Here is a 12,219-nt window from a genome sequence, read left to right on the forward strand (position 1 = left end):
ACGGATCTCTCAGCTAAGCCCTCTAGGGTGTGGCCCATGTCAGACAACCTGGTGCTGCTGCCTGCCGTCGATGTGGCGGACGGGCAGGCGGTTCGGCTGGTGCAGGGCGAGGCCGGCAGCGAGACGTCGTACGGCGATCCGCTGGCGGCGGCGATGGCGTGGCAGGAGGCCGGGGCGGACTGGATCCACCTGGTCGATCTGGACGCCGCGTTCGGCCGCGGCAGCAACCGCGAACTGCTCGCCGAGGTGACCGGCAAGCTCGACGTCCAGGTCGAGCTGTCCGGCGGTATCCGCGACGACGACTCGCTGGCCGCCGCGCTCGCGACCGGCGCCCGCCGGGTGAACATCGGCACCGCCGCGCTCGAGGACCCGGAGTGGTGCGACCGGATCATCCAGCAGTACGGCGACCGGGTGGCGATCGGTCTGGACGTCCGCGGCCGGACGCTGGCGGCCCGCGGCTGGACCAAGGAAGGCGGCGACCTGTACGAGGTGCTCGCCCGGCTCGAGGCGGCCGGCTGCGAGCGGTACGTGGTCACCGACGTCACCAAGGACGGCATGCTCCAGGGCCCGAACCTGGACCTGTACCGCGACTTGTGCGCGCGGACGGACAAGCCGATCGTCGCGTCCGGTGGTGTCTCCAGCCTGGACGACCTCAAGGCACTCAGCACGTTGGTGGACCAAGGCGTCGAGGGCGTCATCGTCGGCAAGGCGCTGTACGCCGGTGCGTTCACCCTGACCGAGGCACTCGAGCTCACGCGTGGAGGCGACAAGTGAGTCTGGCCGACAAGCTCAAGGACAAGAAGGTCCTGGTCACCGGCGTCACCGGATTCGTCGGTGAGGCCCTGCTGCACCGGATCATCGGCGACCTGCCCGGTACGACCGTGGCCGCGATCATCCGCCCGAAGGGTTCGCTGTCCGGTACCGACCGGATGGCGCAGCTGCTGAAGAAGGACATCTTCAAGCCGTTCTACGGCGAGGGCACTCCGTACGCGGACGCCGAGGCGCTCAGCGCGGCCCGGATCCACGTGATCAACGGCGACCTGTCCGACGTACCGGAACTGCCGAAGGATCTCGACATCGTCGTGCACTGCGCCGGCGACGTGAGCTTCGACCCGCCGATCCACGAGGCGTTCACGACCAACGTGCTCGGCACCAAGAGCCTGCTCGAGCGCATCGTAGAAACACAGCGACCGGTTCATTACGTGCACATCTCCACCGCGTACACGGCCGGCCGTAGGCGCGGCGCGATCCCGGAGGCGCCGGTCGACCACTTCGTCGACTGGCGCGCCGAGGCCGAGGCCGGGATGGCGATGAAGGCCCGCGTCGAGGAGCAGTCCCGGTCGGCGCCGATGCTGGCGAAGTTCCGCAAGGAGGCCGAGAAGCTGCACCGCCGTGCCGGTCACCTGACCGCCGCGGCCGACACCGAACGGCGCCGGACCGAATGGGTCGCGAAGCGGCTCGTCGAGACCGGCACCGAGCGCGCCCGCAGCCTCGGCTGGACCGACTGCTACACGTTCACGAAGGCGCTCGGCGAACGCGTCGTCGAGGAGTTCGCGTCGACGCTGCCGACCTCGATCGTCAGGCCGGCCATCATCGAGTCCGCGGTGCAGAGCCCGCACCCGGGCTGGATCGAGGGCTTCAAGATGGCCGAGCCGTTGATCCTCGCCTACGGCCGCGGCGAGCTGCCCGAGTTCCCCGCCAGTCCGGACTCGGTGATCGAAATCGTCGCCGTCGACCACGTCGTCGGCGCGATCTGCGCGGTGATGGCGACCGAGCCCGAGCTGAGCAAGCCGGAGTACTACCACATCGGCTCCGGCGCCCGGAACCCGTTGACCTTCGAGCAGCTGTACACCGGGATCCGCGAGTACTTCTCCAAGCACCCGTTCGACCTGGGTGAGCGCGGCGCGGTCCGGCTGCCGGTGTGGAAGTTCCCCGGCGGCGACTCGGTCGAGACGATGCTGCGGTACGGCGAGAAGGCGCACAAGATCGCGGACCGGATCATCACCACGGTCCCGCGCAGCGAGCGCGTTCGTAAGTACGCCCGCGAACTGGACGTACAGAAGCGCCGCATCGACTTCCTGCGCCGTTACATGGACCTGTACTCCGAGTACGCGCAGGCCGAACTGCAGTTCATCGACGACAACGTGCTCGCGTTGCACAACGCGCTCGAAGGCGACGACCGGGAGAAGTTCGCCTGCGACACCTCGGTCGTCGACTGGCAGCACTACGTGCAGGAAGTGCACTGCCCGAGCGTCACCGAGTCGATGCGCCGCCTGGACGTCGTCCGGAAGAAGCGGAACAAGGCGCTCGCCGAGGCCGCCGGCGTCCTGAAGAAGGTCGAGCCGTCGTCGGAGTCCAAGGTGATCGCGGCGTTCGACATGGACGGCACGCTGCTGTCCTCGAACGTGATCGAGACCTACCTGTGGATGCGGCTGCCGGAGCTGGACGGTCCGCAGCGCTTCGGTGAGGTCGGGGCGATGCTCCGCAAGCTGCCGAAGCTGATCGCCGCCGAACGCAAGGACCGCGGCACGTTCCTCCGGACGATCTACCGCCGCTACGCCGGCGCGGAGCTGGAGGAGCTGAACCAGATCGTCGACGAGATCCTCGCCGAGCACGTGCTCGAACGATTGAGCGGTGCCGCCGTGCGGCGGATCCGCGAGCACCGCGCGGCCGGGCACAAGACGATCCTGATCACCGGCGCCGTACGGCCGTTGACGCGTCCGCTGGAGCCGCTGTTCGACGAGATCGTCGCGGCCGAGCTGGCGGTCGACGACCGCGGTCGCTGCACCGGCTTCCTGTCCGGTCCGCCGCTGGTCGGTGAGTCGCGGGCCGCGTGGATCAAGCACCACGCGCGGCAGACCGGCATCGACCTGTCCAAGTCGTACGCCTACGCCGACAGCCACTCGGATCTCCCGATGCTGGCGACGGTCGGTAACCCGGTCGCGGTCTCGCCGGACGTGTCGCTGTTCCGGGCCGCCCGGGCCGCGCGCTGGCAGATCGTCGACTGGAAGACCTCGTCCACGCCGTCCCGTCTGGAGCTCCCTGGGGTGAACGCACGATGATGCTCGCTCTCGAGATGTACCGGTCGCCGGCCAAGTTCCTGGCGGCCAAGGCGGTCGGCGGCCGGATCCCCGGCATGCTGACCGGACCGGCCGCGCCGCTGCGCCTCGTCACGATCAACGAGCCGAAGGCCGACCGGGACGGCTGGGCGCGGATCCGGCCGATCCTGTCCGGGATCTGCGGCTCCGACCTCGGCATGGTGACCGGTTCGACCAAGCTGTACTTCTCCGCCGTGGTGTCGATGCCGTTCGTACCCGGGCACGAGATCGTCGGCGAACTGCTCGACGACTGCGAGGACCTGCCGAAGGGCACCCGCGTGGTGATGGACAGCGTCCTGACCTGCGCGGCGCGCGGCGTCGAACCGTGCGCGGGCTGCGTGTCCGGCAACACCAACCGGTGCGACCGGATCACGGTCGGCCATGTCGCGCCGGGTCTGCAGACCGGGTTCTGCCAGGACACCGGTGGCGGCTGGGGCAATCTGCTCGTCGCGCACCGCAGTCAGCTCTACGCCGTACCGGACGGGATGTCGGACGAGCGCGCCGTACTGGTGGAGCCGTTGGCGGGCGCGGTGCACTCCGCGCTGCGGGCCAAGGTGGAGCCGGGGCAGTCGGTGCTCGTGAGCGGAGCCGGCGCGGTCGGCCTGTTCGCGACGCTGGCGCTGCGCGAGCTGACCCAGGCCGGCCGGATCACCGTGGTCGCCAAGCACCCGAAGCAGCGTGAGCTTGCCCGGGCGTTCGGGGCCAGCGACGTGGTCGCGCCGGACGAGGTGTTCCGCGGCGTCCGGCGGGCAACCGGTGCGTTCCGGCTGAAGCCAGAGTTCGGGGCGCCCGAGTTCCTGCTCGGCGGTGTCGACGTCGCGGTCGACGCGGTCGGCAGCAAGGACTCGATCGACACCGTCCTGCGGGTCACCAAGGCCGGCGGCCGGGTCGTCCTGTCCGGGATGCCGGCCAGTGGCGCCGACCTGTCGCCGGTGTGGTTCCGCGAGCTCGAGGTCACCGGTACGTACGCCTCCGCGCGCGAGGAGCCGAACGGCCGCCCGGCGTTCGAGACCGCGCTGGAGCTGGCCGGCCGCGCCCCGCTGGACGGGATCGTCGGAGCCCGCTATCCGCTCTACCGCTGGCGTGAGGCGCTCGACCATGCGCACTCCGCCGGCCGACTGGGAACAGTCAAGGTCGCATTCGATGTGAGGGCCTCATGAAAGCAACGACAAGTTTGACAACGCAGCACGTACGACGAGAGAGGTTCTGACATGTCCCGTCCAGGTTTCGTGCTCGAGGTGGACGACCGGACGCCGCCGCTGCTCGTACACAACGGTGAGGGCTTCCTGCTGGAGCGGTTCCCGCACGGCACCCGCGTCGTGTACCCGCCGGAGGCGCTGCCCGCGGTCCGCGACGTCGACGAGGCGATCCAGAACGCGCTGCTGAACCCGATCGAGTCCGAGCCGCTGCCCGAGCTGCTGCGCCCGGGCATGCGGCTGACGATCGCGTTCGACGACATCTCGCTGCCGCTGCCCCCGATGAAGAAGCCGGACATCCGGCAGCGCGTGATCGAGGCGGTCCTCGAGCTCGCCGCGCAGGCCGGTGTCGACGACGTCGAGCTGATCTCGGCGAACGCGCTGCACCGCCGCCTGACCCCGAACGAGCTGCGCGAGATCGTCGGCGAGCGGGTCTTCCGGTCGTTCTTCCCGGAGGGGAAGCTCTACAACTTCGACGCCGAGGACCGCGACAACCTCACCCACCTGGGCCAGACCCGGCACGGCGAGGACGTGGAGATCTCCAAGCGGGCGGCCGAGTCCGACCTGCTCGTGTACGTGAACGTGAACCTGGTGGCGATGGACGGTGGCCACAAGTCCACCTCGATCGGCCTGGCGTCGTACAAGTCGCTGAAGCACCACCACAACAGCCACACGATGATCCACTCGCGGTCGTTCATGGACCACAAGGCCTCGAAGATGCACCACTCCGCCTGGCGGATGGGTGAGGTGCTGACCCAGCACGTCAAGGTCTTCCAGATCGAGACCACGCTGAACAACGACATCTTCGGCGGGCCGCTGGAGTTCCTGCAGAAGCGCGAGTGGGAGTGGTCGATCAAGGACCAGGCGTCGTTCCTGGCGGCCAAGCGCGGGCTGGACGTCGCGCCGGGCAAGCTGCGGCACAAGATCTTCACCGACACCCGGTCGAACTACGGCCTGACCGGGATCAACGCCGGGTCGATCGAGCCGGTGCACGAGAAGACCATCGAGGCGGTGCACCGCCAGCACCTGGTCGAGGTCCAGGGCCAGTCCGACGTCGCGATCATGGGCGTGCCGTTCATCGGCCCGTACAACGTGAACTCGGTGATGAACCCGATCCTGGCCGCCTGCATGGGGCTCGGGTACTACTTCAACTCCTACCGCGGGAACCCGGTCGTCCGGAAGGACGGTGCGGTGATCCTGTACCACCCGGTGGACTACGAGTTCAGTCAGCTGCACCACCCGTCGTACGTGGACTTCTTCGAGGAGGTGCTCTCGGAGAGCACCGACCCGGCGACGATCGAGGCGAAGTTCGAGAAGCAGTACGCCGAGGACCCGTGGTACATCCACCTGTACCGGACGTCGTACGCGTACCACGGCGTGCACCCGTTCTACATGTGGTACTGGATCTCGCACGCGCTCGACCACTGCGGCGACATCGTCTGGGTCGGCGGCAACCGCAAGACCGTCGAGCGGATGGGCTTCCGGTCCGCGTCGACGCTGCAGGACGCGCTCGAGATGGTCAGCCACTCGGTCGGCCGGTCGCCCTCGATCACGTACCTGCACAACCCGCCGCACCTGCTCGCGGACGTGCGCTGATGGGGACCAGCCTGGTGAAGTTCGGCCGCGACACCGCGCGGGACGTGAAGCAGGTCGCGCGCGGGTGGCGGTGGGGCCGGCGGCCGCAGGTGCCGCGGTCGGCCGAGCCGTACGTGATCCCGAAGGAGTCCGCGGTCTTCCCGACCCGGTGGGCGCGGACGCCGGCCGCGATCGCCGTCCGCGACATGCTCCAGAAGGGTCCGCTGAACGCCGTCCTGAACTTCGAGGTCAGCCCGCAGGTCAGCGGCCTGGACTCGCTGCTCAAGCTCGACGGGCCGGCGATCATCGTCGCGAACCACTCCTCGCACCTCGACACCCCGTTGCTGCTGCTGTCGCTGCCGGACGCGATGCGTCGCCGGACGGCGTTCGCGGCCGCGGCGGACTACTTCTTCGACACCTGGTGGCGGGCGGCCGGGTCGGCGATCGTGTTCAACACGTTCCCGATCGAGCGTCGTGGCGGCAAGATGAGCTCGACGCCGGGCGATCTGCTCGCGGACGGGTGGAACGTCGTCGTGTTCCCGGAGGGGACGCGCTCGCCGGACGGCTGGGTGCAGCGGTTCCGGATGGGCGCCGCGTACCTCGCCGTCGAGCACGACGTACCGATCATCCCGGTCGGCATCAAGGGTTCGTTCGCCGCGATGCCGCGCGGCCGCGGCTGGCCGGTGCCGGGTCGCCCGGCGGTGCACGTCCGGTACGGCGATCCGCTGCGTCCCGCTGAAGGCGAGAGCGCCCGCGACTTCGCGCCGCGCATCGCCGCCGCGGTGTCGGCGTTGCTCGACGAGGAAAGCACCACTTGGTACGAGTCGCGGCGGCGCGCCGCCATCGGCGCCTCACCCGCCCAGACCGGCCCCGACGCCGCCCGCTGGCGCCGCGTCTGGGAATCCACCCGCCCCATGAAGTCCACCGACGGCCGCCGCCGCGCCTGGAAGTAGCACGCGGCGCAGGTGCTGGGGCTCGGCCGGCGCGCCGGGGGCCTGGAACAGGCTATTGCCTGTCGTCGGCCCCCGGTTCCTGTTCACGCCCCGCACTGGGTGCGCGGGTTGGGGGCGCGGGGCGGTTCGGGGTGGGGGATAGGCTTGCGGCGTGAGTCTTGCCGTGCGGGTGATTCCTTGTTTGGACGTTGATGCCGGGCGGGTGGTGAAGGGCGTCAACTTTGCCGATCTGCGGGACGCGGGCGATCCGGTGGAGATGGCTCAGGTGTACGACGCGGAGAGCGCCGACGAGCTGACGTTCCTGGACATCACCGCCTCGTCGGGGTCGCGGGAGACGACGTACGACGTGGTTCGCCGGACCGCGGAGCAGGTGTTCATCCCGTTGACCGTCGGTGGCGGCGTGCGTGAGGCGTCCGACGTGGACCGGCTGCTGCGGGCGGGCGCGGACAAGGTCGGGATCAACACCGGCGCGATCGCGCGGCCCGAGGTGATCGGCGAGATCGCGCACCGGTTCGGCAACCAGGTCCTGGTGCTGTCCCTCGACGTACGGCGATCAGCGGAGCAGCCGAGCGGTTTCGAGGTGACGACCCACGGTGGACGGCGCTCGGCCGGGCTCGACGCGATCGAGTGGGCGCAGCGCGGCTGCGAGCTGGGCGCGGGGGAGATCCTGCTGAACTCGATGGACGCCGACGGTACGAAGCAGGGGTTCGACCTCGAGCTGATCAAGGCGGTCCGCGCGGTGGTCGACGTACCGCTGATCGCCAGCGGGGGAGCGGGGGCACCGGAGCACTTCCCGCCCGCGGTCGAGGCCGGCGCCGATGCCGTGCTCGCCGCCAGCGTCTTCCACTTCGGCGACTTCCGCATCGCCGACGTGAAGAAGGCCCTCCGCGACGCCGGGATCGTGGTCCGATGACCGAGCGGAGCGAGGGCATCAAGACAGTACTGCGCGCTCGTGCCTCATCGGCGCCCGGAGCGAAGCGAGGACGTCGATGAGCATGCAGGTGGAACGTTCTGAGGTACTGGTCGCGGCGGTCGAGCAGGAGATGTCGGCGCTCTTTCGCCGGTCGCGGTCGGCGTCGTTGCGGCTGGCACGACGGGTGCATCCCGACATGGACGCGGCCGGGTACGCGCTGATCTCACAGATCGAGCCGGCCGCGGGCGCCGGGGTGCGGGCGTCGGACGTCGCGCAGATGCTCGGGCTCGACAAGTCGACGGTCAGCCGCGGCATCACCCAGCTGGAGAACCTCGGCCTGATCGAGCGCGTCGGCGACCCCGACGACGGCCGGGCGCGACTGCTCCGCCTGACCGCCGTCGGCGCCGAACGCTACGAGGCGATGCGCACCCAGCGCCAGACCGAGTTCCGCGCCATCCTGGACCGCTGGAACCCCACTGACCTGGCCGACCTGGGCCGCCTCCTCGCCCGCCTCAACGAAGACCTCGGCTGACGCTCACACCGGGCCGGCTCGACGAGGCCGCGCCGGAGGATCAGGCCTCGCCGATCCTCCACGGCCCGCAGGCGAGCGTTGTGGTGCCTTCCGAGACGCAGGCACGGACGGCGATCTGCGTGTCCTCCGGATAGTTGTGCGTGATGTCCGACCGGCTCCCCCAGCCACGGGAATCGGTGTACTTCCAGTCGTAGTGCTCGCCGGCTCCGAACGGTGCGGCGTCGACCTGGAGCTGCGACGAGTGTCCGTCGGCGCAGTCGTCGCGGAGGGTGAACTCGTCGCCGTACGCCGTGAAGAAGGCGCTGGCCGACTGCTTGTCCGGACCGGGGCAGTCGTTGTACAGCACGACCGATGTGTGCGAGTCGATGCTCGCGTGGGCGGTGGCGGGCAGTGCGGTCGCGGCCAGGGCCGTCAGGCCGATCAGGGACGCCGCGCGCAGGGACCGTCGTACGGTGATCATCGAGAACACTCCGGTTCGGATCTCGGCGGACGGCCCGATGCCGCCCGCTCCGAGCATCGATCCTGTCGACCAGGCCGGCCCCGGCACGCCCCTCTTGCGAGGGGAACACCTCCCTCGCGCGGGTGAAACCGGCCGGTCAATCACGAACGGTGACCAGCCGTCCACAAGACGCGCATATGGTTGTGGAAACCAACTATCGATGTATATAGTTGGGTTATGCAACTAGCTCAGCAACCCCTCGTCCCGGGGGTAGAGCGGGATGCGGCGGCCCAGGAGCTGCTCGAAGGAGTCAGCTCCCTGGTACGGGCCGTCCGCTGCATCGAGCACCGGCACCTCGGCATGGAGGGCGGACTGCGCCGCTCCGACGCGAGCGTGCTCAAGGTGCTGATGAAGGACGGCGAGCAGCGTGGCGGCGAGATCGCGGCCAGGCTCGGCGTCGACGCGTCGGTGGTGAGCCGGCAGCTGACCGCGCTGGAGGCCGACGGACTGGTGAGCCGTCGTCCGGATCCGGCCGATGCCCGGGTCGGGCTGGTCAGCCTGTCACCCCGGGGCAAGGCTCAGCTGGAGGCCATGTACTCGTCGTACATCCAGCAACTCAGAACCGCTTTGTCGGACCTCGACGACGACGCCCTGATCGCGGCCGCTGCCACCATGCAGCGGGTCGCGGTGGCGATCACCGGGGCGACGAAGCTCGTGAGGCAACCCCCCAAGACTGGAGAGTAATGACTGTCACCGAGACCCGGCAGCAGGTGCCCGCTGCGCCGGAACTCACCCACCGCGAGATCCTCGAGATCCTGATCGGCCTGCTCGCCGCGCTGTTCACGGCGATGCTGAGCTCGACGATCGTCAGCAACGCCCTGCCGACGATCATCGCCGACCTCGAAGGCACCCAGACGCAGTACACGTGGGTCCTCACCGCGAGCCTGCTGGCCACCACGGTGTCCACGCCGATCTGGGGCAAGCTCTCGGACCTGGTGAGCAAGAAGCTGCTGGTCCAGCTGGCGATCTCGGTCTTCGTGATCGGGTCCGCGCTGGCCGGTCTGTCCCACAACGTAACGTTCCTGATCGGTGCCCGCGTTCTCCAGGGCCTCGCGATGGGCGGTCTGATGGCGCTCGCCCAGGCCATCATCGGTGCCGCGATCCCACCCCGGTCGCGGGGCCGGTACTCCGGTTACATGGGCGCCGTGATGGCGGTCGCAACCGTCAGCGGTCCGCTCATCGGTGGCGTCATCGTCGACACCTCCTGGCTCGGCTGGCGCTGGTGCTTCTACGTCTGCGTCCCGCTGGCCGTGATCAGCCTGGTCATCCTGCAGAAGTACCTGCACCTGCCGACGCTGAAGCGCAAGGTGCAGATCGACTACGTGGGCGCCGTGCTGATCAGCATCGCGGCCAGCCTGCCGCTGCTCTGGGTCACCTTCGCCGGCACCAGGTTCGCCTGGATGTCCTGGCAGTCCGCACTGTTCGTCGGCGGCACGCTGCTCGTCGGCTTCGTCGCAGTCCTGGTCGAGAACCGGGTCGCCGAGCCGCTCGTCCCGCTGAAGGTCGTGCGGGAGCGCACCACCGCGCTGGCGATCGTGGCCAGCCTGTCGGTCGGCGTCGCGATGTTCGGCAGCGCGCTGTTCCTCGGTCAGTACTTCCAGATCGCCCGCGGATACAGCCCGACCCAGGCCGGCCTGCTGACGATCCCGATGATGCTCGGTTCGTTCGTCGGCTCGGCGGGTTCGGGTCAGCTGATCACCCGGTACGGCAAGTGGAAGCGCTACCTGGTCTCCGGCGGCGTCCTGCTGCTCGTCGGTCTGCTGATCCTCGGCACGATCGACCACAGCACCCCGTACTGGTACACCGGCCTCGGCATGCTGGCGATGGGGCTCGGCATGGGCATGACGATGCAGAACCTGGTGCTCGCCGTTCAGAACACCGTCGACGTCACGCAGATCGGCGCGTCCTCCGCGACCGTCGCGTTCTTCCGCAGCCTGGGCGGTGCGGTCGGCGTCTCGGCGCTCGGCGCGGTGCTCGCCGCGCGGGTCAAGGACCTGATCGTGGCGGGCGTGCTCGCCGGCCCGAACGGTCCCGAGGCTGCCCGCAAGCTGCAGGAAGGCGGCGGTACGAGCCTGCTGGACGTGAAGAACCTGCCGCCGCAGCTCGCGGAACTGGTCCGGCACTCGTACGGTGACGCGACCGGGCGGATCTTCCTGATCGCCGCCGCGTGCGCGGTGGTCAGCCTGATCGCGGTCGTGTTCATCAAGGAGGTCCCGCTCCGCAAGACCGTCAACAAGGTCGACCCGGTCGAGGCCCTCGTCGAGGACTGATCCCGCGACGTACATCAAACCGGCGAGGTGCTCCGAGATTCTGTCGGAGCGCCTCGCCGGTTTCGTTCAGCCGGCCAGTGTGCGGAGTCGTTCCTCGTCGACCTCGAAGCCGAGACCGGGCGCGTCGGGGATCCGCAGCATCCCGTCCGGCCCGACCCGTACCGGCTCGGTGAGCATGAAGTCGCGTCGCTGCTCGGTCCACGTCGGCGGGTCGATCGGGTACTCGACGTACGGTCCGCCGCCGACGCCCGCGACCACGTGCAGGTTGGCGAGCAGGCCGATCCCGTTCGACCAGGTGTGTGGTGTGAAGAACCGGTTCTTCCGGCGTACCAGCTCGGCGATCGTGCGGACCCGATGCATGCCTGCGGCAAGTACTACGTCGGGCTGGTAGACGTCGAGCGCGTCCTGTTCCACCAGATCCAGCAGTTCCTCGAACGTTCGCACCATTTCTCCACCGGCGACGCGGACGCCGGTCTGCTCGCGTACGGTCCAGAGCCCGGGGAGGTCGTCGAGCGGTAGCGGTTCCTCGAGCCAGAAGATGTCTGCCTCGGCGAGTTGTTGGGCGACCCGCCGGACCTGGGGTGGATCCATCGCGCGCCGGATGTCGCCGGCCATCCGCCAGGCCTGGTTCAGGTCGACCATCAGCCGGAAGTCCGGGCCGACCGCCTCGCGGACCGCGAGCACGGTACCGATCCCGTTCGCGAGATCATCGGGCGCGACCCGGAGCTTCGCTGCCTGGAAGCCGCGCTCGCGGAGCGCCAGGATGCTCTCCACTCTGGCCTCACGGCCGAGCAGGCGGCCGGTCGAGGCGTACGCGGGGATCGCAGTCTCGCATCCGCCGAAGAGAGTCGCGACCGGCGTGTTGAGCGCCTTGCCGATGATGTCCCACAACGCGGTCTCGAGCGGCCAGTACCGGCCCCCGTGGAACGAGATGGTCTCCAGCGAACGGACATGCCGGCCGATCTGCAGCGGATCCTTGCCCAGGAACAGGCCGGCGTACGGCTCGAACCCGTCCATCGTGTCGCCCGACCCGTAGCCGACGATCCCCTCGTCGGTGGTGACCTTGACGACGGTGGCCGCGAACCGCGTCCGCGGCACCGGGTCCCAGGCCGCGTCGAACGGCGGATCGAGCGGCAGGTCGGCGCGGATCAGTTCGATGCCGGCGATCTTCATCGGTAAGGGA

Annotated in this window: 11 protein-coding genes; 9 read left to right on the plus strand and 2 right to left on the minus strand. The window is 69.3% G+C overall.

All coding sequences use genetic code 11. From position 1 onward, the window contains the following. The first annotated feature begins 36 nt into the window (after window positions 1-36). The 7 genes from priA to ACGFI6_RS15925 all read left to right on the plus strand — a co-directional run bounded on the left by priA (window position 37) and on the right by ACGFI6_RS15925 (window position 8,267). Window positions 37-774: a bifunctional 1-(5-phosphoribosyl)-5-((5-phosphoribosylamino)methylideneamino)imidazole-4-carboxamide isomerase/phosphoribosylanthranilate isomerase PriA gene (gene priA / locus ACGFI6_RS15895; RefSeq protein WP_393119023.1), complete on the plus strand. Its 738-nt coding sequence runs from the start codon at window positions 37-39 to the stop codon at window positions 772-774. Then, the gene (locus ACGFI6_RS15900; RefSeq protein ID WP_393119024.1) at window positions 771-3,062 is read left to right on the plus strand and encodes an HAD-IB family hydrolase; all 2,292 of its coding nucleotides are present in this window, start codon (window positions 771-773) and stop codon (window positions 3,060-3,062) included. The genes priA and ACGFI6_RS15900 overlap by 4 nt, the downstream gene beginning before the upstream one ends. Continuing rightward, window positions 3,059-4,258: a zinc-binding dehydrogenase gene (locus tag ACGFI6_RS15905; protein WP_393119026.1), complete on the plus strand. Its 1,200-nt coding sequence runs from the start codon at window positions 3,059-3,061 to the stop codon at window positions 4,256-4,258. Before ACGFI6_RS15900 ends, ACGFI6_RS15905 begins: the two co-directional genes overlap by 4 nt. A 51-nt stretch (window positions 4,259-4,309) precedes the next feature. Then, complete coding sequence (locus ACGFI6_RS15910; protein WP_393119028.1) at window positions 4,310-5,890, plus strand: lactate racemase domain-containing protein; 1,581 nt, start codon at window positions 4,310-4,312, stop codon at window positions 5,888-5,890. Next, entirely contained in the window at window positions 5,890-6,822 is a 933-nt protein-coding gene (locus ACGFI6_RS15915; RefSeq protein WP_393119030.1) for a lysophospholipid acyltransferase family protein, read from the plus strand. Before ACGFI6_RS15910 ends, ACGFI6_RS15915 begins: the two co-directional genes overlap by 1 nt. Window positions 6,823-6,973: 151 nt before the next feature. After that, entirely contained in the window at window positions 6,974-7,735 is a 762-nt protein-coding gene (gene hisF / locus ACGFI6_RS15920) for an imidazole glycerol phosphate synthase subunit HisF (protein ID WP_393119032.1), read from the plus strand. A gap of 76 nt (window positions 7,736-7,811) precedes the next feature. Next, entirely contained in the window at window positions 7,812-8,267 is a 456-nt protein-coding gene (locus ACGFI6_RS15925; protein ID WP_393119034.1) for a MarR family winged helix-turn-helix transcriptional regulator, read from the plus strand. A gap of 40 nt (window positions 8,268-8,307) precedes the next feature. Here the strand turns inward: ACGFI6_RS15925 and ACGFI6_RS15930 are convergent, their stop codons facing one another. After that, window positions 8,308-8,784 carry a hypothetical protein gene (locus tag ACGFI6_RS15930; RefSeq protein ID WP_393119036.1) on the minus strand — a complete coding sequence of 159 codons (477 nt, stop codon included), beginning with the start codon at window positions 8,782-8,784 and terminating at the stop codon, window positions 8,308-8,310. A gap of 159 nt (window positions 8,785-8,943) precedes the next feature. On the opposite strand from ACGFI6_RS15930, the gene ACGFI6_RS15935 reads away from it, so the two are divergent. Both ACGFI6_RS15935 and ACGFI6_RS15940 read left to right on the plus strand, forming a co-directional pair. Continuing rightward, window positions 8,944-9,450 (plus strand): MarR family winged helix-turn-helix transcriptional regulator, encoded by a 507-nt coding sequence (locus tag ACGFI6_RS15935; protein WP_393119038.1) that lies wholly within the window; start codon window positions 8,944-8,946, stop codon window positions 9,448-9,450. Further along, entirely contained in the window at window positions 9,450-11,036 is a 1,587-nt protein-coding gene (locus ACGFI6_RS15940) for an MDR family MFS transporter (protein WP_393119039.1), read from the plus strand. Before ACGFI6_RS15935 ends, ACGFI6_RS15940 begins: the two co-directional genes overlap by 1 nt. A gap of 66 nt (window positions 11,037-11,102) precedes the next feature. Here ACGFI6_RS15940 and ACGFI6_RS15945 read toward each other — a convergent pair whose 3' ends face one another. After that, complete coding sequence (locus tag ACGFI6_RS15945) at window positions 11,103-12,209, minus strand: mandelate racemase/muconate lactonizing enzyme family protein (RefSeq protein ID WP_393119041.1); 1,107 nt, start codon at window positions 12,207-12,209, stop codon at window positions 11,103-11,105. Window positions 12,210-12,219: the final 10 nt, after the last annotated feature.

The sequence above is a fragment of the Kribbella sp. NPDC048928 genome (genome assembly GCF_043197975.1).
In the GTDB taxonomy this organism is placed as follows: domain Bacteria; phylum Actinomycetota; class Actinomycetes; order Propionibacteriales; family Kribbellaceae; genus Kribbella.

Bases quoted from the DNA above. Each gene is read 5' to 3' on its own strand.
- ACGFI6_RS15905 (WP_393119026.1), top strand. From the start codon at position 3,059: ATGATGCTCGCTCTCGAGATGTACCGGTCGCCGGCCAAGTTCCTGGCG.
- ACGFI6_RS15945 (WP_393119041.1), bottom strand. From the start codon at position 12,209: ATGAAGATCGCCGGCATCGAACTGATCCGCGCCGACCTGCCGCTCGAT.
- priA (WP_393119023.1), top strand. From the start codon at position 37: ATGTCAGACAACCTGGTGCTGCTGCCTGCCGTCGATGTGGCGGACGGG.
- ACGFI6_RS15915 (WP_393119030.1), top strand. From the start codon at position 5,890: ATGGGGACCAGCCTGGTGAAGTTCGGCCGCGACACCGCGCGGGACGTG.
- ACGFI6_RS15910 (WP_393119028.1), top strand. From the start codon at position 4,310: ATGTCCCGTCCAGGTTTCGTGCTCGAGGTGGACGACCGGACGCCGCCG.
- ACGFI6_RS15940 (WP_393119039.1), top strand. From the start codon at position 9,450: ATGACTGTCACCGAGACCCGGCAGCAGGTGCCCGCTGCGCCGGAACTC.
- ACGFI6_RS15930 (WP_393119036.1), bottom strand. From the start codon at position 8,784: ATGCTCGGAGCGGGCGGCATCGGGCCGTCCGCCGAGATCCGAACCGGA.
- ACGFI6_RS15925 (WP_393119034.1), top strand. From the start codon at position 7,812: ATGAGCATGCAGGTGGAACGTTCTGAGGTACTGGTCGCGGCGGTCGAG.
- ACGFI6_RS15935 (WP_393119038.1), top strand. From the start codon at position 8,944: ATGCAACTAGCTCAGCAACCCCTCGTCCCGGGGGTAGAGCGGGATGCG.